This is a genomic window from Winogradskyella sp. (assembly GCF_013213975.1).
Taxonomy (GTDB): domain Bacteria; phylum Bacteroidota; class Bacteroidia; order Flavobacteriales; family Flavobacteriaceae; genus Winogradskyella.
The window spans coordinates 1-20028 of the sequence record NZ_JABSST010000066.1; the positions used below are offsets into that span (position 1 = coordinate 1).

Here is a 20028-nt window from a genome sequence, read left to right on the forward strand (position 1 = left end):
CCTAGGAGCTGCATCAGTTAAACCAAATTCTCAAGAAGTTGAGACCATGCGTAAATTTGGGGAACTTATTGGTATGGCCTTCCAGATTAAGGATGATTTGTTTGACTATGGGGAAGAAGCTATTGGTAAGCCTACAGGTATAGACATTAAAGAGCAAAAGATGACCTTGCCGTTAATTCATGTTTTAAATAACTGTTCTAAAAAGGAAAAGTCCTGGTTGATTAATTCTATTAAGAATCACAATAAAGATAAAAAACGTGTCAAAGAGGTTATTGCATTTGTAAAAGATAATAATGGTCTTGAATACGCTATCACTAAGATGAAAACCTTCCAAGAAGAAGCTCTTGGTTTATTAGATAATTATCCTGAGTCTCCATTTAAAACTTCTCTTAAAATTATGGTTGACTATGTTATTGATAGAAAAAAATAAAATCCAATAAACTGGTAATCAATAGTTTTTAAATTTTGTTAAAGATTTTTTTAGCTTCAGGCAACCGTTTTAAGCAATAAATCGTCTTTATAAATAGAAGTGCAATCGTAATCAACAAAATGAAAGTTATACAACTTTATAAAAACGAATCGAAACTCATACAAAGGGCAGCGAAACAAAATCGTGAAGCACAACATGTATTGTATGAGTTACATGCACCAAAAATGCTAAGTATTTGCAGGTATTATATAAAGGATGTGCACCAGGCAGAAGAAGTAATGTTGAACGGTTTTTTTAAAGTTTTTAAACACTTAAAATCATTTAAAAACGAAGGGAGTTTTGAAGGATGGATAAGGAGAATAATGGTTAGAGAAGCAATTTCGTATCTGCGCCAAAAGAAAACTATAGAATTTGCGGCAGAGCATGAACATTTAGAGCACGATTATGACAACAATATTAAATCAAATATTGAAGTTGCAGAAATACAACAAGTAATAGATAGCCTCCCCGAAGGATATAGAATGGTATTTGTGATGTATGCCATTGAAGGCTACAAACATTTTGAAATTGCAGAATTATTAAATATTTCAGAAGGCACCTCCAAATCACAACTTTTTAAAGCGCGAAAGATGCTTCAAAATAAAATTAAAGAATTAAATAAAAGCAGTTATGGCACCAATTAAATTCGAAGAACAATTAAAGGATAAGCTTGAAAAAAGAAGCTTACAGCCTTCAGCAGATAGTTGGTCAAAATTGTCTGATCGTCTGGATAAAGAAGAAAGACAATCTAAAAAGCCTTGGTTTGGTTGGCTAAGTATCGCTGCAGGATTAATACTATTTTTAGCAATTGCTATCCAGGTCTTTGGGTCTAAATCTGCTGAAGAAGCTAAACCTGAATTGGTAAATGAGGATGTTAAGGAGCAGAAAATAGATGAAAAACAACCACAATTTAAAGAGCCTAATACAATAGATTTAGCTCTAGAAGAAGAAACAATTGAGGTAAATGAGAAGAAGAGTCAATCTGTGGATAAGCCAAAAATTAGAAACTATAAATCTGCAGTAAAGAAAAGACCAAAAAAAGATATCCAATTTGCAGATACAAGAGCAGAAGACAATTCAAAACTGGAACAAGACCCAAGTCAGTTTCATAAAAGTGAGATTTTAAATAAAGAAGCACTGATTAATACAGAAGCAGTTGCTAAAGCTTTAGGTACGATTAAAACAGAAAATACGATTGTTACAGATAAAGAAGTTGACTCCCTATTAAAAGTTGCTAGTAAAGAGCTTTTTAGAAATCAACTCAAAAAGGAAACGTCAAAAACTGTAGATGCAAAATCCTTATTAGAAGATGTTGAGGAAGAAATGGGTCAGTCATTTAGAAGTAAGGTGTTTGAAGCTTTAAAGGGAAGTTACGAAACGGTTAAAACAGCAGTTGCCGAGCGTAACAATTAAACTAGAATCATATAAATAAATATATCATCAAAAAACGAACAGTTATGAACACAATTACACGATTATTAGTATATGGTATTGTAGCCATGTCTTTATCAACACTACAAGCACAAGTAAGTCAGGACTCCACAAAAGTTCAAAAATCAAAGAACAGCGCACGTCAAGACTATATTAATGAGCAGATTCAAAAATTAGTTGCATTAAGGGTTAAGGTTGAAGAGCAAGAGAAACAGTATTTAAAACAAGATATTGAGGATATTAATAAACGCTTAGATAAAAAGGAAATCTCTGCAGCAGAAGCTGAAAATTTAAAGAAAGAAGCGGCAACGAAAAGAGCCAAAAATATTGAAGATAAGTTAGCTATTATCGATAAAAAAATAGCCATTTATGAACGCTCAGACAAAGCATATCAGGTAGGTCTTCCAAAGACAGAAGGCGATCAAACCATAATTAGAATTGGCGGCTCCGAAGATACAAATGAAAGCTTTATCTATATCGGTAAAAAAGAATTCGATAGACCAAGGCCCTACGACAGAAGAACAACGTCTGATATTGTCTTTGCTTTTGGTTTTAACAATGCACTTATCGAAGATCAGGACCTAGGCGATTCTCCATATAAGATTGCTGGATCAGGTTTTATGGAGTTAGGTTATGCCTGGAAAACTAGAATTTTTGATAACACTAATTTTTGGAGGATAAAATACGGTTTCTCATTTCAGTGGAACAAACTAGACGTTAAAGACAATCAGTTTTTTGTAAACCAAAATGATGAAATTACTTTACAAGAATTTCCAATAGAATTGGATAAGGCAAAGTTTAGAACAACCAATTTGGTATTTCCTGTTCATTTAGAATTTGGACCATCTAAAAAGATTGAAAGGGAGAAATACTTTAGGTATTCTACACGAAAGAAGTTTAAAGTTGGTCTTGGAGGTTATGCGGGTCTTAACATTGGAAGTATGCAAAAGCTAAAATATAAAGAAGATGGCAATCGCATAAAGAATAAGCAGCGCGGTGGATTTGAAGTAAATGAGTTTGTTTATGGATTGAGTGGTTATTTGGCTTGGGGAAGCACAGCGCTTTATGTAAAGTATGATCTTAACCCATTATTTAAAAATCAAATTGTAGATCAAAATAATATTTCAGTTGGTATTCGATTTGATATGGACTAGACCAGTATCATCAATCAATTTTTGAGTGTTAAAAAGCCTTAGTCTTAGTCATAGATTAGGGCTTTTGATTTATTACATTTAAGGTGATACTATTGGTAAGCTAAACACCTTTTTAAAATTACTTTTCAATAACTATGTACTAAACTGATAGATTATCTTAAATTTACAGGCTTACAAAAATTTAGAATTTGATCTCACAAAACACCATAGCTCAGGTATTTGAAATTGCTCGCGTCGAAGAGGTGATTGGTGATTTTGTTCAACTAAAAAAGGCAGGGAGTAATTTTAAAGGATTAAGCCCATTTAGTGAAGAGCGTACGCCAAGTTTTATGGTATCTCCAGTAAAACAGATTTGGAAGGACTTCTCTAGTGGTAAAGGCGGTAATGCTGTGACATTTTTAATGGAGCACGAGCATTTTACATATCCAGAAGCCATTCGATATTTAGCTAAGAAGTACAATATTGAAATTGAGGAAACCGAACGTACGGATGAAGAAAAGGCGCAAGCAGATGCTCGTGAAAGTTTGTATTTAGTGAGTGAATATGCCAATACGTATTTTCAAAAAATATTACACAAAACCGACCAAGGTAAGGCGATTGGTCTTAGCTATTTTAAAGAACGGGGTTTCACAGAAGAAACGATAGAAAAGTTTCAATTAGGATATTCCCTAGATGAGTGGCAAGCCTTTACTGATGAGGCTTTAGGAAAAGGCTATCAGATTGAATTTTTAGAGCAGACAGGACTCACTATTGTAAAAGAGGAGAAGCGTTTCGATCGTTTTAAAGGTCGTGTTATGTTTCCTATTCACAGCATGAGTGGGCGTGTTTTGGGCTTCGGAGGTCGAATTCTTACTAACGATAAAAAGGCAGCCAAATATCTCAATTCGCCTGAAAGCGAAATATATCATAAGAGTAAAGTGCTCTATGGATTATATTTTGCTAAGCAAACTATAGCTAAGGAAGATAACTGCTATTTGGTAGAAGGTTATACGGATGTGATTCAATTTTATCAAACAGGAGTTAAAAATGTGGTGTCATCTTCGGGAACGGCCTTAACTTCAGAGCAGATAAGACTAATTAACAGATTAACTAAAAATATTACGGTACTGTTTGATGGTGATGCTGCGGGTATTAGAGCTTCAATACGTGGTATTGATCTTATTTTAGAACAAGGTATGAATGTAAAAGTTTGCTCCTTTCCAGATGGCGAAGATCCAGACAGTTTTGCTAAGTCAAATACCTTAGAAGAGCTTACTAGCTATCTCAATGAGAATGCTAAAGACTTTATTCAGTTTAAAGCCTCATTATTGGTCAAAGAAGCCAACAATGATCCAATCAAAAAAGCCGAAACTATTAGAGAAATTGTAAATAGTATTGCTAAAATTCCGGATGCTATTAAGCGTGAAATATATATTAGAGAGTGCGCATCTATAATGGATATTAGTGAAAATGTACTGTTTAGTACCCTGGCGCAAATAAGCAAGAAAGAAATTCAAGATGCTAGCAAGAGAATAAAGCAAGAGCAAAAAGCTTTTGAGGTGGTGAAAGATCAGCCGCAGCAAAAGCCAAAAATTGATGTGCAATATGAACTAGAGCGTAAGATTATTGAGATATTGATGTTGTATGGAAATAGAACAGAACAGTTTGAGGATTTAATTCTAAAAGAAGATGAGGTGTCGGGTGATTTGCTTTTAGAACCAACCATCCATGAAGCACGTGTGTTCGAAAAAATCTATTTGGATTTGCAAGAAGACGAAATGATGTTTTCTAATGCTCAGTTTAAAGTATTGTATTATTCAATTATTGACAAGTTAAATCAAGATGATAACTTTTCAACCAAAGACTTTGTCAATCAGTTAGATCAAGAGTCTGCAAGTGAAGTAACCAGTATTTTAATGGAGGATGAAAAATATAACCTTCACGACTGGGAACGCAACCAGATAATTCCTAAGGAAAAAGAGCATTCAATAGCACAATTGGTAAGTCAAACCATTTTGAGTTTACGTTGTTACCGCATTGACCAAAAAGTCGCTGAATATAAAAACGAAACCTTAAAAGACAACATCGATAGACGAGCTATTATAGAGGATGTCAAAGATTATGTTGGCCTTAAAATGCTTCTTTCTCGTAAATTGGGTAAGGTAATTGGGGGTTAAAACCTTTGCTAGGTAAGATTATGATGCTTAGCTTGATGAATTAAATCAACGATATTAGTTACATTCAACTTCTTAAATAGTCTCGCTTTATATGTACTTACGGTCTTCTCGTTAATATCTAATTCTTCAGCAATCTCTTTGTTCTTGCGTCCGATAGATAAAAGTTTTAAAACTTCAACTTCTCGTGTTGACAATTTCTTAAACAAACGGCTACGACTTTTCTTAGTGTCTTCATAGCGCAAATGTTTGTCCATTTTTTCACTTAAAGAAATTTCACCTCTGTGTATTTTTCGAATAGCCGCTTCAATACTTTCAACATCAGCAGTTTTGTTTAGGTATCCTGAAGCACCTGCCTTTAGTGTACTAATGGCATAAATTTCTTCAGGCTGATGACTAAACATCAACACATTAATAGTTTTGTTATCTTTTTTAATGGCTCTTAATGCAGTAATTCCATTAAGTTCAGGCAAATCGACTTCTGATACAATTACATCTACTCTGTGACGTCTTACAAATTCAAAAATTTCAATACCACTACTTAACTTACCTACTACGTTTAAATCTGGTTTGCTATTTAAGAACAATTCTAAGCCTGTCCTTACAATAGGATGGCTGTCAACAATCAAAATATGTATCATGACAATTGATTTTGTGTTTGGTTAGGGTTAAGAGTATGCAACAAAAGTTAAATCAAGGGTGTGGTGGAGATTTGTTACGTAAAAGTAACTAAAAATAAAGCAGTTTTGCTAATTTATTCGTTAAACGGTAGTTTTTATCTTAATTTTTTAGGAATCTCACAAACTGGAATAGGGTTCATTTTGTGTTGATTTTTTTTGTAATAGCTCGTAAATATCTTGAAAACTTCCTGCTCTCGTCCAGAGAAGTCGTCTGCATTTTTACCTTTATCTTTCATTTGCATAGCCCATTCCAATTCCGGATATGAGGCTCCGATTTGATCTTCATCACTTCGTGCGTCTCCGAATAAGCCGTCGCTTGGTGCAGCTTTCATAATAGATTCTGGTACATTTAGATAGGCGCCCAAATCATATACTTCGGATTTAAGTAAGTCAGCAATAGGACTTAAGTCAACACCTCCGTCACCATACTTGGTAAAAAATCCAACACCAAAATCTTCAACCTTATTCCCTGTACCTGCAACTAATCTTCCTAGTAAACCTGCATGATAATATAGGGTTGTCATACGCAATCTAGCGCGTGTATTGGCTAAGGCCATGTCTACCGTTTCGTCTTTGCCATCTAGGCTTACTTCTGTTTTAAATTCTTCGAATACAGGAGTCAAGTCTACTCTAGAGTCGCTCACATTTGAAAAGCGATTTTTTAATTGTGAAATATGTTCTTGCGCTCTGGTAACATGACTCACTGCTTGGTGTATTGGCATTTCAATGCACAAAAGGTCCAAGCCAGTCATGGCGCAAAGAGTAGAGGTAACAGCAGAATCAATACCTCCTGAAACACCAACAACAAATCCATTAACTCTTGCATCTACTGCATATTCTTTTAACCAATTTACAATGTGATCTACAATCTTTTCTGCCTGCATAATATTTAAGATTTACTACAAAGAAGTGTACCTTTGTACAACAAAAATAAAGTAATCGTGTTAGGATTAAAAATGTTTTATGATATGTCATTAAGATTTTTCCTTGTTGCTCTAATCGCTGTGATATTTACGTCCTGTGAAAATGATTCTAAGCTTGAAAAAGAGATTCAATCTGTTGAAGTGGATTTTATTGTGGAACGATTTGATAAGGCTTATCTCCAGGCACAGACTAAAGATTTGCCACAGTTAAAACAAGCATATCCATTTTTGTTTTCTAAAAGGGTGTCAGATTCTATCTGGATTGAGAGAATTGAAGATACTCTTCAGGATTTATTACTTAACGAAGTATCAACGTCTTTCAAGGAGTTTTCAGAAGAAAAAACCAACCTAAATCGTCTCTTTCAGCATCTTAAATATTACGATAAAACATTTAAAGTGCCTCGTGTGGTGACATTAACGAATGATGTGGATTATAGAAATAAAACTATTGTTACTGATACTTTATTACTAATTGCGCTAGATAATTTCTTAGGAGAAGATCACGAATTTTATCAAAATATACCGAGATACATTGCAGCCAATATGAAGCCGTCACAGATTGTACCAGACATAACTCAGAACTATGCGGAAAAATATAGCTTTCAAACCGATCGCAAAACCTTATTGGATGAAATGATTTATTTTGGTAAGCTATTGTATTTTAAAGATATCATGATTCCTAATTTTTCTGACGCTGATAAAATTGGATATACTGAAGAGCAAATACAATGGGCTGAAGCTAATGAAAGTCCAATCTGGAGTCATTTTGTAGAGAATGAAATGCTTTACAGTACGGACAGTAGATTGTTAAATCGTTTTATCACAGATGCACCGTTTTCAAAGTTTTATTTACAATTAGATAATGAATCACCTGGCAGGCTAGGTCAGTATATAGGATGGCAAATTGTTAAAGCCTACGCTGATAAGACTGGACAAAAGCCATTAGATATATTACAAGAAGAAGCAGAAGAAATTTTTAATAAAGCAAAGTTTAAACCAAAGAAATAATGTCTAAAACCATAACCTCTACAATAGAATTAAAAGTGGAACTCGATGAGAATAGAGTACCAGAAAAATTAAAATGGTCAGCCGAAGATGGGGGAGTAAATAATGAGGAAGCGAAAGCAATTATGTTATCTGTTTGGGATAGTGTAGCTCAGGAAACCCTTAAAATAGATCTATGGACTAAGGACATGCCAGTAGATGAAATGAAAAAGTTTTTTCATCAAACTTTAGTTACGATGAGTGATGCATTTTTACGTGCAACGCAAGATGAGAAAATGACGGCCACCATGAAAGATTTCTGTGATTACTTTGCGGAAAAGCTCGAATTAAAGCAGTAGATCTTAGATCTCTGAGCCTTTTGAATGCTCGTAAGGTATTTATATTAAAGCACTCAGGCTTTGCAATAGTCGCATAATTTGGATTTCGTCTTTTGAGACATAAAAGCGGAAGTATCATTAACTTCCTAAATTTTTAGTTGATTGCGTTTGTTAGCTTTTGAATTAAGATCAATATTGTGCGGTGCAATCATTCGTTCCGCATCTGTGTTATTTCCAATGCGCATCAGCTTGCTTGGGCTATGTCCTTTATTTGTGCTCTTAACTATCTCTTAAAATTTCTCAATTTGAATAGGGCTTTTGCAGTGAAATTAGCTTTTAATTGTTTTTTTTCATAGCTATTTTTAATTTGAAGGTTACTATCACAAGAATCTTTTTTCGAAGCCTTTTTCTCAATTTTAGATAAGGATTTATTAGAAGGCATATGTCTTAGAAGTGTCATTATAATTAATTTATCATGCACTTTAGCTTGAGTAACATAGCGACTAGTCGGAAATTTTCAAGTGAAATTTTAGAAGAGGTGTTATTAATACTGAATGTTTTTTTAAGATTATTATTGAAAATATCAACCTTGTCTATGTTGCGTTTACCATTAAGAATTAAAACTGTTATCAAGACTTAACCAATTTGGAAGCTGTAATTGTACATTAGCGTAGAATTCTGGATATTCAAAAGTGCCATCCTTAACAATAGTGTATACTTTTAACGGCCAGTTGTCAATGCTGAGATAACCTTTGAATTCTATTTTGCGTGCTTGATAAGACTGCATCAATTGTTTACGTAAACTACCTTACCGTCAAATATGGTTATCATTATTTTGGTTTCAAGAATTTTTTCTTCTGCTACGGTCATAATATCTTGATCGTAGATTGTAAAATCTGCAAGTTTGCCTACGCTTATAGATCCTTTAATATCTTCTTCAAAAGCACCAAAAGCAGCATCTAATGTGTATGATTTAAGTGCTTGCTCTCGGGTCATTTTTTGTTCTGGTTCGTAACCACCCTCTGGCAAACCTTTCAATGTTTTTCGACTAACACTGGCATAAAAACTTGCTATAGGGTTAATTGGTTCTACAGGGACATCTGTACCATTGACAATAGGAACTCCACTTTGTAATAAGTCTTGCCACATGTAAGCGCCTTCTTTAATGCGTTTTTCACCTAGTCTATCAATAGCCCAAGGACGGTCAGATGACATATGAACGGCCTGCATAGCAGGTATAACCTTCAATTCTGCAAATCGTGGAATGTCCTCAGGATGTAAATGCTGTGCGTGTTCAATTCTAAATCTGTGATCTACTGCCGATTCAGGCAATTCCTTCATGGCTAACTCGTAGCGGTCTAAAATTTCTCTATTAGCACGATCTCCAATAGCGTGAGAACACACCTGAAAACCATAGTTAAGTCCATTTAATGCTGTCTTTTTTACAAATTCCATAGGAAGAGTTTCATGTCCAAAATGATCTGGTCTATCAGAATATGGTTCTAATAGCCAAGCACCACGAGAGCCAAGAGCACCATCACAATTTAATTTAACAGACCTAATTGTAAATAAGTGGTCTTCATCTACCATTATACCTTTTTGGAACCAGTTATTAAGTAAGTCTTCATCCCAACCTGTAAGCATCGCGTAAATACGTGTTCGCATTTTTCCTTCAGATTTCATTTTATCGTACAATGCAATGGTCTCTTTTGGTATTCCTGCATCATGAAAACTTGTAATGCCATTTTTATGACACGCTTCAACAGCTAATTGGAAGGCTTTATTGTCAGACTCTGGAGTGCGCTCTGGAATATGCTGTGTAATCAAGGTTTGAGCACGTTCGTTAAAGACGCCTGTAGGTTTTCCAGAGGCATCAACTAAGACCTCACCACCTTCAACGTCATAGGTTTTAACACCGTCTAATGCTAAATTTACTAATCCCGCAATTTCCATTGCTTTTTCATTGGCAAAACCCGCATGACCACTAGCATGTCGTAAATAAACAGGATTGTCGGGTGACACTTCACTAAGTAAGTGATGTGTTTGAAAACCGTGTACAATATCAGAAGGCATACTATCCCATTTGCTTTGGTGCCAACCGCGACCAGTAATCCATTCCCCAGGTTTAGCGGTTTTAACACGCTCTGCAACTGCATCTACAATAGCTTGATAGCTCGTTGTGTGCATAAGGTCTAGGTTGAGCTCATTATACCCTAAACCCATAAAATGACCATGACCTTCAATAAGCCCAGGAGTCATCGTTTTTCCGCCTAAATCTAGTAATTGCGTATCTTTATTTTTATACAGTTCTGCTTCTGCTAAGGATCCGGCAAAAATGATCTTGTTGTCCTTTGTGGCAACAGCTTCAACAGTTGAAGTATTAGAATCTACGGTGTAAATGGTGCCGCCATAAATAAGCATCGTTGCATATACTTTATTGTTATCAGAGCAAGAACTTAATAGTACCATGAACAAGAAAAGACTAGAATAGAAAAGAAAGGATTTTAAACGTTGCATAAGTATTAGGATTTGTTTTCGAAGTTACAATTATTTGATGAGTATAGTTTAATGGATAATCATTGACGAGATAATTTTTTAAATTAGCCTATGCGAAAAATTCTATTGGGTGTAATTATTACGCTTATAATTCTTTTTTGCTTCAAGTATTGTGGTGACAAGAACGAAGCAAATATAGTTCTAAAAGAAAATTCAGCTTTAATACAAGAGCAGATTAAGAATGTTGGAAAGTTGGTTGTGACTGAAGGGTATTTTAGTGAGGTATTTACCTATGAGAATTCAAAAGCTGTATTTGGCGATTTAATGGAAGCAGAAAAAAGAGCTGTTGTTATTGTCAATGCAAATGTGACAGTTGGCTATGATTTAAGTCGAATAGATTACAAAATTGATGAAGCTTCTAAGACACTTCACATTATCAACATTCCGGAAGAGGAAATAAAGATTAGTCCAGATTTAGAATATTATGATATTCAGGAGGACTTTCTTAATCAATTTGAAGCAGAAGACTATAATGAAATTAAAGAAACTGTCAAGTCATCTTTGATGAAAAAAGTCGAAGGATCAGAACTTAAGTCAAATGCTAAGAATAGATTAATTAGTGAACTTTCTAAATTTTTTATACTTACAAATTCTCTAGGTTGGACCTTAAAATATAATAACACGCCTATTGATTCAATGGAATCCTTTAAAACTATAGATTTTAAACTTTGAGCCCAAAATCTGAAACACGCAAAGAGGAAATTGTTCGTGTAGCAGCGCAACTTTTTAAAGAAAAAGGATATACTGCTGTAACCATGCGCGATATAGCTGCAAAAATGGGTATTAAGGCAGCGAGTCTTTACAATCATATTACTTCCAAACAAGATATACTCGATGCAGTTATTATTTCTTTAGCAGAGGCATTCACTAATGGTATGCAAAGCATTAAATCATCTAATAATAATACCATCGACAAACTGAAGCAGATCATCCAATTGCATGTGAAGCTGTCTAGTCAGAATAGTTATGCTATGGCATCTCTCAACAATGACTGGATGCATCTTGAAGAAAGGCTTGACTATTACAAGAAATTAAGAGTAGAATATGAGGATGATTTTAGGACTATTCTTGTTGATGGAATTACTGCTAGCGACATTATTGAAGCCAATCCTGAAGTAATGTTATTTTCAATATTAACCACCTTAAGATCCCTCTATATTTGGATTCCAAAAAAGGAAGATTTAAATCTCGAAGAATTCACAACAACACTTTATCAAATTCTCATAGAAGGAATTATTAACAAATAGTTTAGATTAAATTTTATAACTTTGTTGATGAAACTAACAGTTGTTAGTTTCATAAATTAAAATTGAATGGCAGAATTTTATAACCTTGTTATTGAAGATATTTACAAAGAAACTGAAGATACGTCGGTAGTAACTTTTGAAGTGCCAACCGAATTGCGTAATGACTTCCAGTTTAGACAAGGTCAACATTTAACACTGAGGGCAGATATTAATGATGAAGATGTAAGACGTTCTTATTCTTTGTGTTCTGGTCCTTCGGATGGTAAGTGGCAAGTTGCGGTAAAGCAAATACCTGGAGGTAAGTTTTCAACATATATCAACCAAGAATTAAAGTCAGGTGATAGTCTAGAAGTGATGGCCCCGAGTGGTACATTTGGTGTGGACGTTAATCCTGATGTTTCAAAGAATTACTTATTTTTTGCCGCTGGTAGCGGAATTACTCCTGTCCTATCAATGTTAAAAGCACATTTACAAGCAGAACCAAATTCGACTTGTAAATTATTTTATGTCAATAAAACTGCAAAATCAATTATCTTCAAAGAAGAGTTAGAGCAACTTAGAAATACGTATTTCGGTCGATTAGAAATCTACTATTTTTTAACAAAAGAACGCCGAGATATAAAACTGTTTAATGGTCGTTTTGATGATGAAAAAATGAAAATTCTGACCAACACTTTTATTGATATTCCAGATACCAACGAAGTGTTTCTTTGTGGCCCAGAACAAATGGTAAAATATGTTAGTCAATATCTAATAGACGCAGGTTTACCGAAAGAATTGGTTCATTTTGAATTATTTGTAACTGGCCTGTCGGATGAAGATATTAAACGCGCAGAACGCTTAGCTAAGCAAAACGTTGAAGGAACACAAGTCACTATTGTCGATGGGGGTAAAGAATTTTTGTTCACCATGACCAAGACATATGATAATATTTTAGATGCAGCGCTTGGTGCTGGTGCCGATTTGCCTTTTGCATGTAAAGGTGGAGTTTGCAGTACTTGTAAGTGTGAGGTTATTGATGGTTCTGTAGAAATGAAGATTAATTATGCTTTAGATGAAAAAGAAGTGTCACAAAACTTAGTTCTAAGTTGTCAGGCCGTGCCAACATCAGATAAGGTAGTAGTAGACTTTGATGTCTAAAAAACATATAGAAAAAGAAAAATAAGTTGCACCCGCTAAAAGCGAAAAGCTAATAGCCAAAAGCGAAATGAAATGAGTGAAGATCAAATTAAAAGTTTAGAAAAAGAATTCGAGGCACGTATTGCTCGTGATGAGAAAATTGAACCTAAAGATTGGATGCCGGAAAAGTATAGGGAAACCCATATTAGACAAATGTCACAGCATGCGCATTCTGAAATTGTTGGAATGCTTCCAGAAGGTAATTGGATTACAAGAGCACCCTCTTTGCGACGAAAAGTAGCTTTACTTGCCAAAGTACAAGATGAGGCTGGGCATGGATTGTATTTGTATTCTGCAACAGAAACGTTGGGTGCTTCTAGAGAGGAATTATACGACCAACTGCACACTGGTAAGGCCAAGTATTCTAGTATTTTTAATTATCCAACCTTAACCTGGGCGGACATGGGTGCTATTGGATGGCTAGTAGATGGTGCAGCCATCATTAATCAAGTACCATTATGTAATACAAGTTATGGGCCATATGCAAGAGCAATGATCCGTGTTTGTAAAGAAGAAAGTTTTCATCAACGCCAGGGGTTTGAGATTATGCTAAAATTGGCAAATGGAACTGAAGAGCAAAAGGAAATGGCTCAAGATGCATTGAATAGATGGTGGTGGCCAAGCTTAATGATGTTGGGTCCTACTGATGATAAATCGGTGCATACGGCACAGTCAATGAAATGGAAGCTGAAGCGTAAAACTAATGATGAATTACGTCAGCAGTTTATTGATCAAACAGTACCTCAAGCAGATTTAATAGGTCTTACAATTCCGGATCCAGCTTTAAAATGGAATGAAGAACGTGGAAGCTATGATTTTGGCGAAATTGATTGGGATGAGTTTTGGCAAGTTGTGAAAGGTCACGGACCAATGAATAAAGAGCGTATGAAAGCGCGAGTTGGTGCTTGGGAACGTGGAGAATGGGTAAGGGATGCAGCCATGGCTTATGCCGAGAAAGCGCAGAATAGAAAAGAAAAACAAGCAGTTTAAAACGATAGATGATGTCAGTAAAAAATTGGCCCCTTTGGGAAATCTTTGTAAGAAGTAAAAACGGATTAGAGCATAGGCACTGTGGGAGCTTACATGCAGCAGATGCAGATATGGCTTTAGAAAATGCACGAGATGTATACACCAGGCGTAATGAGGGTGTAAGTATATGGGTTGTTGAATCAAAACATATTACGGCATCAAACCCTGAAAATAATGGTGAGTTGTTTGAACCAGCTCAGGACAAGGTATATCGCCATCCTACGTTTTATGATTTACCAGACGAAGTAAAACATATGTAATGAAAAACCAATATTTATATAATTACATTTTAGGTATTGCAGATAATAGTCTCATTTTAGGACAACGAATGGGTGAATTATGTGGTCATGGACCTAGTTTAGAAACGGATATCGCTTGTACCAATATTTCATTAGATTTATTCGGTCAGGTAAGAAGTTATTTTCAATATGCTAGTAAAATTGCTGGAGATGGAAGAACAGAAGATGATATCGCAATGTTACGCAAAGAACGCGAATATAAAAATGTACTCCTTGCAGAACAACCAAACACGAATTTCGCGTATACAATTGGACGTCAATTTTTGTTTGATGTGTATCATTTGGCTTTTTTAAAAGAGCTACAAAAGAGTACGGATTTAACGTTAGCAGCAATCGCCAATAAATGTGTTAAAGAGGTAAGTTATCACGAGCGTTTTTCATCGGACTGGGTAAAGCGCTTAGGCGATGGTACCGAACAAAGTCGTCAAAAAATGCAAGAAGCAATAGATGACCTTTGGACTTACACAGATGAGTTATTTCATCTAACAGAATCGGATAAAGAAATGGTAAGTCAAGGTATTGGTGTTGATGCTACATTACTTAAAGATGCTTATTACAACAGCGTTAAAGAATTGCTGGAAGAGGCTACACTTCATATTCCAGACTCTAAATACTTTCAAAAAGGAGGTAAAAAAGGAATTCATACTGAACATTTGGGGTATCTTTTATCAGATTTACAGTATATGCAACGCACCTATCCAAATATGGAATGGTGATAAATCATTGATTTGTTATCCTGAACTAATTTCAGGATAACATCATTAATATGACGACAACTAAACAAAACATAGACAACGATCTTGTAGCAATACTAGAAAAAGTTTCTGATCCTGAGATTCCAGTGCTATCTATTATGGATATGGGAGTTGTTCGATCTGCAATAATAATTGATGATACTGTTAAGGTTGAAATCACACCGACGTATAGTGGTTGCCCAGCAATGGATGTAATAGGTGATGATATTAAAAGTGCCCTTATCAAAGCTGGTTACAAAGCAGAAATAGACTTAATTTTATATCCAGCATGGACTACCGATTGGATTACTTCGAGAGGAAGAAAAGCATTAGAAGATTATGGTATTGCAGCACCTCTTGACGCTGAAGCGGATAAGAGTGTGTTATTGGAGGGAAAGCGACTTGTTAAATGTACTAACTGTGGATCAGCGAATACACGTATGGTAAGTCAATTTGGTTCAACAGCCTGTAAGGCTCAATTTCAGTGTGAGGATTGCCAAGAGCCATTTGATTACTTTAAATGTTTAAAATAAAATATGAATCAATCAATACAACTTCATGTAGCCAATAAGGTTGCGGTTATCACTTTAAATCGACCTGAGGTATTTAATAGTTTTAATAGAGAAATGGCTTTAAGCCTTCAAAGCATATTAGATGCTTGTGAGGCTAATGATGACGTAAGAGCCATTGTACTCACTGGTAATGGAAAGGCTTTTTGTGCCGGACAAGATTTAAAAGAGGTAACAGATCCAGAATTAAATCCAGGGTTTAAAAAGATTTTAGAAGAGCATTATAACCCAATTATTATAAAATTGCGATCCATTAAAAAGCCAATCATTGGTGCAATCAATGGTGTTGCAGCTGGTGCTGGTGCAAATATTGCCTTGGCTTGTGACATTGTTATTGCACATGAAAAGGTAAGTTTTATTCAAGCATTTAGTCTCATAGGCTTGGTTCCAGATAGTGCGGGGACTTTCTTTTTACCAAGGTTAATAGGTTTTCAAAAAGCGCAAGCTTTAGCCATGCTGGGTGATAAAATTTCTGCAGAAGAAGCTGAGCGAATGGGAATGATTTATAAGTCCGTTTCACTTGATGAGTTTGATACTACCATAGATGCATTGGCACAAAAGTTAGCCAATATGCCCACAAAAGCCTTAGGCTTAATCAAAGAATTATTTAATAGTTCAATGACTAATACTCTAGAAGACCAATTGGCTTTAGAGTCAAAATTACAAATAGAAGCTGCAAGCAGTAATGATTATGCTGAGGGTGTTGCTGCATTCATAGAAAAGCGTAAGCCGAATTTCAAAGGAAATTAAATGGATAAGCAGATCCTTTTAGAAGTTCATAATAGGATAAAACCTTTTATCCATAAGACACCTGTCCTAAGCTCTAGCCTCATTAATGCTATGGTAGGTGCAGATGTTGTATTTAAATGTGAGAACTTTCAAAAAATGGGTGCCTTTAAGATGCGTGGTGCTGCCAATGCTATATTGTCCTTATCTAATGAAGAAAGGAATCGTGGGGTAGTCACCCACTCATCAGGTAATTTTGCACAAGCCGTTTCACTCGCTGCACAAAAACTTGACGTTAAGGCGTATATCGTTATGCCAGAAAACGCGCCTCAGGTTAAAAAGAATGGAGTAAAGACCTATAACGGTGAGATTATTGAGTGCGAATCAACACCACAAGCCAGGGAGTCTACAGCAAATAAAATTAAGGAACAAAAAGGGGCGTCTTTTCTACATCCTTCAAATCAAGATGAGGTCATTTATGGCAATAGCACTGCAGCGATAGAATTATTAGAAGAATGTCCAGAATTAGATGTAATTTTAACACCAGTAGGAGGTGGAGGGTTAATTGCTGGTACTGCTTTGGCAGCAAAATATTTTTCAACGAAATGTCAAGTCATAGGTGGTGAACCAATGGAAGCAGATGACGCTTATCGCTCTTTAGTATCTGGAGAAATTGAAACTAATGATAGCTTTCATACCATTGCCGATGGATTGCGTACCCACTTAGGTGATCGGAATTTTCCAATTATAAAAAAGCATGTTGATAAAATTATAAGAGTAGAAGAGCATGAGATTGTTGAGGCCATGCAAATTATTTGGGAACGTATGAAAATAATTATTGAGCCATCTTGCGCGGTACCTTTTGCGGCAGTTTTAAAGAATAAAGAAGAATTTAAAAATAAAAAGGTAGGCATAATATTATCAGGAGGTAATGTTGATGTTAAAAACTTACCTTTTTAAAAGGTGATAAAAATTCTCAATGCGAAGCATTGAAATAAGTGTTGAAATACAGAATATAAAAATCAAATCGTTAAGAATCCAGGAAGCCTTGGACTGAATTTAGATTTTATTTTTGGTTTTCAAGCTGGAAAAATCAGATTGAAAAATTCCTTATTTCAACTTGAATTTTTGATTCGTTTTGTTTCAAGACAAAATGAATGGAAAGAAAAAATAAAGTTTAATTAAAAAGATTCCTGCTTCTGCAGGAAATAAATATGAATGTAGGAATTATAGGTTCTGGGACAATGGGAAGCGGCATAGCGCAAGTTGCCGCTACCGCAGATTCTAAAGTAAAACTTTATGATACAAATCAAGCTGCTTTAGACAAAGCAAAAGCAAGCCTTGAGAAAATATTGAATCGATTAATAGAAAAAGGGAGAATTGATGATGCTGAAAAGCAACGTATTCAAGCTAATATTTCCTATGTAGATAATCTAAAAGCATTATCAGATTCAGATATAACAATAGAAGCTATAGTTGAAAATCTCGATATTAAGCAAAAGGTGTTTTCTGAGCTTGAAACTTATGTTTCTGACGATTGTATTATTGCATCAAATACATCGAGTTTATCTATTGCTTCTATTGCTTCGGCTCTACAAAAACCTGAACGATGTATAGGAATTCACTTTTTTAATCCAGCTCCATTGATGAGGTTGGTTGAGGTGATTCCAGCCATTCAAACATCTAAAGATTGTCTAGACAAATCCGAGAAAATCATTTCAGATTGGAAAAAAGTTGTGGCTGTAGCCAGAGACACCCCTGGCTTTATCGTAAATAGAGTTGCAAGGCCTTTTTATGGGGAATCCTTGAGAATTTATGAAGAAGGGATTGCCGATTTTGCAACAATTGATTGGAGTTTAAAAACACTAGGTGGTTTTAGAATGGGACCATTTGAACTCATGGATTTTATTGGAAATGATGTTAATTATACGGTCACCGAAACAGTATTTACAGCATTTTATTTCGATCCAAGATATAAACCAGCATTTACACAAAAACGATTTGCTGAGGCTGGTTACTTAGGTCGTAAATCGGGCAAGGGTTATTATGATTATTCCAAAGGTTCTGAAAAGCCTCAGCCTAATGAAGATAAGCTACTTGGGCAACAAATTTTTGATCGTGTTTTAGTGATGTTGATAAATGAAGCGGCTGATGCTTTATTTTTAAATATTGCCTCTGCATCTGACATAGATAATGCCATGACCAAAGGGGTTAATTACCCAAAAGGTCTATTGGCTTGGGCAGATGAAAAAGGTATAGACTGGTGCGTTAATCGACTAGATACCTTATATGAAATATATCATGAAGATCGTTACCGTTGTAGTCCATTGCTTCGTAGAATGAATAAAGAACAAAAAACATTCTTTTAATGGAAGGTACACAAATTCCATATAAAATGTTAAGTCAAGATGCCTACAGTCAATGGTTAGGTGTTGAGATTTTAGAATGTGAAATTGGCAGATGTAAAGTAGCAATGAGCATCCGGAAAGAAATGCTCAATAGCATGAGTTTTGCACATGGCGGAATTAGTTACGCCTTAGCTGACACGGCATTTGGATTTGCAGCTAATACACACGGTAAATATGCGGTGTCTATTGAGACAAGTATTAACCATATTGAAGCATTAGAAGAAGGCGATTACTTAGTTGCAGAATCTGTGATTGAAAAAGTAAATAACAAACTCGGTTTTAATATAGTTGAGGTAAAACGAGGTAAAGAATTAGTTGCACTTTTTAAAGGTGTTGTTTATAGAACTCAGAAAGACTGGGAGAAATAAAAAATTAAATGAAAGAAGCATATATTATTGATGGTGTACGTACACCAATAGGAAATTATAAAGGGACACTATCCGCAGTTCGAACAGACGATTTGGGTGCGTTAGTCATCTCTGAGGTTGTAAAGCGAAATCCTAATATCCCAAAAGAGGCTTATGATGATGTTATTATGGGTTGTGCCAATCAAGCAGGTGAGGATAATCGTAACGTTGCGCGCATGTCATTGTTATTAGCAGGTCTACCTTTTACTGTTCCTGGTGAAACTGTAAATCGTTTATGTAGTTCTGGATTGTCAGCCATTATTCATGCAAATCGTGCCATAAAAGCAGGAGATGGTGACCTGTTTATTTCTGGCGGTGTGGAAAACATGACACGTGGCCCTTATGTTATGGCAAAACCCTCAAGTGCTTTTGGAGGTGATTCTAAAATGTATGATTCAACATTTGGATGGAGATTTGTTAATCCAAAGATGCATGAAATGTATGGTACAGATGGTATGGGAATGACTGCTGAAAACCTAGTTGAAAAATATAATATATCTCGCGAAGATCAGGATAAATTCGCCTATTGGAGTCAGATGAAAGCCACAAAAGCGCAAGACAATGGAAGGTTAGCTAAGGAAATTGTTACAGTTGAAATTCCACAACGAAAAAAAGATCCCATCCAATTTTCTAGAGATGAGTTCGTAAAACCAAATACCTCGCTTGAAGTTCTAGGAAAATTAAGAACAGCATTCAAAAAAGAAGGTGGTAGTGTTACGGCAGGAAATGCCTCAGGTTTAAA

At 35.3% G+C, this 20028-nt stretch carries 23 protein-coding genes; 19 read left to right on the top strand and 4 right to left on the bottom strand.

The annotated features are described in order from the left end of the window. From HRU49_RS10805 to dnaG, 5 genes are all read left to right on the top strand, one after another. The coding region (locus HRU49_RS10805) for a polyprenyl synthetase family protein (protein WP_296357037.1) at nt 1-430 on the top strand (430 nt) is incomplete at its 5' end. Nucleotides 431-549: 119 nt separating this feature from the next. Continuing rightward, the gene (locus HRU49_RS10810) at nt 550-1113 is read left to right on the top strand and encodes an RNA polymerase sigma factor (RefSeq protein ID WP_296357039.1); all 564 of its coding nucleotides are present in this window, start codon (nt 550-552) and stop codon (nt 1111-1113) included. Beyond that, nucleotides 1100-1882: a hypothetical protein gene (locus HRU49_RS10815; protein ID WP_296357041.1), complete on the top strand. Its 783-nt coding sequence runs from the start codon at nt 1100-1102 to the stop codon at nt 1880-1882. Before HRU49_RS10810 ends, HRU49_RS10815 begins: the two co-directional genes overlap by 14 nt. Nucleotides 1883-1926: 44 nt before the next feature. After that, a complete protein-coding gene (locus HRU49_RS10820; protein WP_296357044.1) occupies nt 1927-3054 on the top strand; it encodes a hypothetical protein in 1128 nt (375 codons plus the stop codon). A gap of 188 nt (nt 3055-3242) precedes the next feature. After that, the gene (gene dnaG, locus HRU49_RS10825) at nt 3243-5210 is read left to right on the top strand and encodes a DNA primase (protein ID WP_296357046.1); all 1968 of its coding nucleotides are present in this window, start codon (nt 3243-3245) and stop codon (nt 5208-5210) included. A gap of 8 nt (nt 5211-5218) precedes the next feature. Here dnaG and HRU49_RS10830 read toward each other — a convergent pair whose 3' ends face one another. Together HRU49_RS10830 and nadE are read right to left on the bottom strand one after the other, a co-directional pair. Continuing rightward, nucleotides 5219-5848: a response regulator transcription factor gene (locus HRU49_RS10830; RefSeq protein ID WP_296357047.1), complete on the bottom strand. Its 630-nt coding sequence runs from the start codon at nt 5846-5848 to the stop codon at nt 5219-5221. A gap of 134 nt (nt 5849-5982) precedes the next feature. Next, nucleotides 5983-6771 (bottom strand): NAD(+) synthase, encoded by a 789-nt coding sequence (gene nadE / locus HRU49_RS10835; protein ID WP_296357049.1) that lies wholly within the window; start codon nt 6769-6771, stop codon nt 5983-5985. A gap of 84 nt (nt 6772-6855) precedes the next feature. On the opposite strand from nadE, the gene gldB reads away from it, so the two are divergent. Further along, nucleotides 6856-7818: a gliding motility lipoprotein GldB gene (gene gldB, locus HRU49_RS10840; protein WP_296357050.1), complete on the top strand. Its 963-nt coding sequence runs from the start codon at nt 6856-6858 to the stop codon at nt 7816-7818. Further along, nucleotides 7818-8153 (top strand): gliding motility protein GldC, encoded by a 336-nt coding sequence (gene gldC, locus HRU49_RS10845; RefSeq protein WP_296357052.1) that lies wholly within the window; start codon nt 7818-7820, stop codon nt 8151-8153. The genes gldB and gldC overlap by 1 nt, the downstream gene beginning before the upstream one ends. Before the next feature lie 589 nt (nt 8154-8742). On the opposite strand, the gene HRU49_RS10850 is transcribed toward gldC, so the two are convergent. Both HRU49_RS10850 and HRU49_RS10855 read right to left on the bottom strand, forming a co-directional pair. Then, nucleotides 8743-8922 carry a hypothetical protein gene (locus HRU49_RS10850; RefSeq protein WP_296357054.1) on the bottom strand — a complete coding sequence of 60 codons (180 nt, stop codon included), beginning with the start codon at nt 8920-8922 and terminating at the stop codon, nt 8743-8745. After that, a complete protein-coding gene (locus HRU49_RS10855; protein ID WP_296357055.1) occupies nt 8919-10649 on the bottom strand; it encodes an amidohydrolase in 1731 nt (576 codons plus the stop codon). Before HRU49_RS10855 ends, HRU49_RS10850 begins: the two co-directional genes overlap by 4 nt. Before the next feature lie 90 nt (nt 10650-10739). Here HRU49_RS10855 and HRU49_RS10860 point away from each other — a divergent pair, with 90 nt between their 5' ends. From HRU49_RS10860 to HRU49_RS10915, 12 genes are all read left to right on the top strand, one after another. Further along, nucleotides 10740-11360, top strand: coding sequence for a DUF4230 domain-containing protein (locus HRU49_RS10860; protein ID WP_296357059.1), 621 nt, complete (start codon nt 10740-10742; stop codon nt 11358-11360). Then, nucleotides 11357-11935 (top strand): TetR/AcrR family transcriptional regulator, encoded by a 579-nt coding sequence (locus tag HRU49_RS10865; protein WP_296357061.1) that lies wholly within the window; start codon nt 11357-11359, stop codon nt 11933-11935. The genes HRU49_RS10860 and HRU49_RS10865 overlap by 4 nt, the downstream gene beginning before the upstream one ends. 66 nt (nt 11936-12001) lie before the next feature. After that, on the top strand, nt 12002-13075 hold the full coding sequence (locus tag HRU49_RS10870; protein ID WP_296357063.1) for an FAD-binding oxidoreductase: 1074 nt from the start codon (nt 12002-12004) through the stop codon (nt 13073-13075). Between the two features lie 72 nt (nt 13076-13147). Next, nucleotides 13148-14104: a 1,2-phenylacetyl-CoA epoxidase subunit PaaA gene (gene paaA / locus HRU49_RS10875; RefSeq protein ID WP_363146679.1), complete on the top strand. Its 957-nt coding sequence runs from the start codon at nt 13148-13150 to the stop codon at nt 14102-14104. Nucleotides 14105-14112: 8 nt separating this feature from the next. Continuing rightward, on the top strand, nt 14113-14403 hold the full coding sequence (paaB, locus tag HRU49_RS10880) for a 1,2-phenylacetyl-CoA epoxidase subunit PaaB (RefSeq protein WP_296357065.1): 291 nt from the start codon (nt 14113-14115) through the stop codon (nt 14401-14403). Beyond that, on the top strand, nt 14403-15158 hold the full coding sequence (gene paaC / locus HRU49_RS10885) for a 1,2-phenylacetyl-CoA epoxidase subunit PaaC (RefSeq protein WP_296357067.1): 756 nt from the start codon (nt 14403-14405) through the stop codon (nt 15156-15158). The genes paaB and paaC overlap by 1 nt, the downstream gene beginning before the upstream one ends. Nucleotides 15159-15208: 50 nt before the next feature. Continuing rightward, the gene (paaD, locus tag HRU49_RS10890; RefSeq protein ID WP_296357069.1) at nt 15209-15709 is read left to right on the top strand and encodes a 1,2-phenylacetyl-CoA epoxidase subunit PaaD; all 501 of its coding nucleotides are present in this window, start codon (nt 15209-15211) and stop codon (nt 15707-15709) included. A 3-nt stretch (nt 15710-15712) separates the two neighbouring features. Next, nucleotides 15713-16495, top strand: coding sequence for an enoyl-CoA hydratase-related protein (locus HRU49_RS10895; protein ID WP_296357071.1), 783 nt, complete (start codon nt 15713-15715; stop codon nt 16493-16495). Next, nucleotides 16496-17431, top strand: coding sequence for a pyridoxal-phosphate dependent enzyme (locus HRU49_RS10900; RefSeq protein ID WP_296357073.1), 936 nt, complete (start codon nt 16496-16498; stop codon nt 17429-17431). Between the two features lie 254 nt (nt 17432-17685). Then, the gene (locus HRU49_RS10905) at nt 17686-18840 is read left to right on the top strand and encodes a 3-hydroxyacyl-CoA dehydrogenase NAD-binding domain-containing protein (protein WP_296357076.1); all 1155 of its coding nucleotides are present in this window, start codon (nt 17686-17688) and stop codon (nt 18838-18840) included. After that, nucleotides 18840-19247, top strand: a complete 408-nt coding sequence (locus HRU49_RS10910; protein ID WP_296357078.1) for a hotdog fold thioesterase — start codon at nt 18840-18842, stop codon at nt 19245-19247. The genes HRU49_RS10905 and HRU49_RS10910 overlap by 1 nt, the downstream gene beginning before the upstream one ends. An 8-nt stretch (nt 19248-19255) precedes the next feature. Next, on the top strand, nt 19256-20028 hold a 773-nt coding region (locus HRU49_RS10915), incomplete at its 3' end, for an acetyl-CoA C-acyltransferase (RefSeq protein ID WP_296357080.1).

What these genes read in the sequence shown, in the direction of transcription:
- HRU49_RS10905 (WP_296357076.1), top strand. Translation starts at nt 17,686, where the DNA reads ATGAATGTAGGAATTATAGGTTCTGGGACAATGGGAAGCGGCATAGCG.
- HRU49_RS10895 (WP_296357071.1), top strand. Translation starts at nt 15,713, where the DNA reads ATGAATCAATCAATACAACTTCATGTAGCCAATAAGGTTGCGGTTATC.
- nadE (WP_296357049.1), bottom strand. Translation starts at nt 6,771, where the DNA reads ATGCAGGCAGAAAAGATTGTAGATCACATTGTAAATTGGTTAAAAGAA.
- HRU49_RS10870 (WP_296357063.1), top strand. Translation starts at nt 12,002, where the DNA reads ATGGCAGAATTTTATAACCTTGTTATTGAAGATATTTACAAAGAAACT.
- HRU49_RS10830 (WP_296357047.1), bottom strand. Translation starts at nt 5,848, where the DNA reads ATGATACATATTTTGATTGTTGACAGCCATCCTATTGTAAGGACAGGC.
- paaA (WP_363146679.1), top strand. Translation starts at nt 13,148, where the DNA reads ATGAGTGAAGATCAAATTAAAAGTTTAGAAAAAGAATTCGAGGCACGT.
- HRU49_RS10910 (WP_296357078.1), top strand. Translation starts at nt 18,840, where the DNA reads ATGGAAGGTACACAAATTCCATATAAAATGTTAAGTCAAGATGCCTAC.
- HRU49_RS10900 (WP_296357073.1), top strand. Translation starts at nt 16,496, where the DNA reads ATGGATAAGCAGATCCTTTTAGAAGTTCATAATAGGATAAAACCTTTT.
- gldC (WP_296357052.1), top strand. Translation starts at nt 7,818, where the DNA reads ATGTCTAAAACCATAACCTCTACAATAGAATTAAAAGTGGAACTCGAT.
- paaB (WP_296357065.1), top strand. Translation starts at nt 14,113, where the DNA reads ATGATGTCAGTAAAAAATTGGCCCCTTTGGGAAATCTTTGTAAGAAGT.
- paaD (WP_296357069.1), top strand. Translation starts at nt 15,209, where the DNA reads ATGACGACAACTAAACAAAACATAGACAACGATCTTGTAGCAATACTA.
- paaC (WP_296357067.1), top strand. Translation starts at nt 14,403, where the DNA reads ATGAAAAACCAATATTTATATAATTACATTTTAGGTATTGCAGATAAT.
- HRU49_RS10860 (WP_296357059.1), top strand. Translation starts at nt 10,740, where the DNA reads ATGCGAAAAATTCTATTGGGTGTAATTATTACGCTTATAATTCTTTTT.
- HRU49_RS10810 (WP_296357039.1), top strand. Translation starts at nt 550, where the DNA reads ATGAAAGTTATACAACTTTATAAAAACGAATCGAAACTCATACAAAGG.
- HRU49_RS10855 (WP_296357055.1), bottom strand. Translation starts at nt 10,649, where the DNA reads ATGCAACGTTTAAAATCCTTTCTTTTCTATTCTAGTCTTTTCTTGTTC.
- HRU49_RS10820 (WP_296357044.1), top strand. Translation starts at nt 1,927, where the DNA reads ATGAACACAATTACACGATTATTAGTATATGGTATTGTAGCCATGTCT.
- gldB (WP_296357050.1), top strand. Translation starts at nt 6,856, where the DNA reads ATGTCATTAAGATTTTTCCTTGTTGCTCTAATCGCTGTGATATTTACG.
- HRU49_RS10815 (WP_296357041.1), top strand. Translation starts at nt 1,100, where the DNA reads ATGGCACCAATTAAATTCGAAGAACAATTAAAGGATAAGCTTGAAAAA.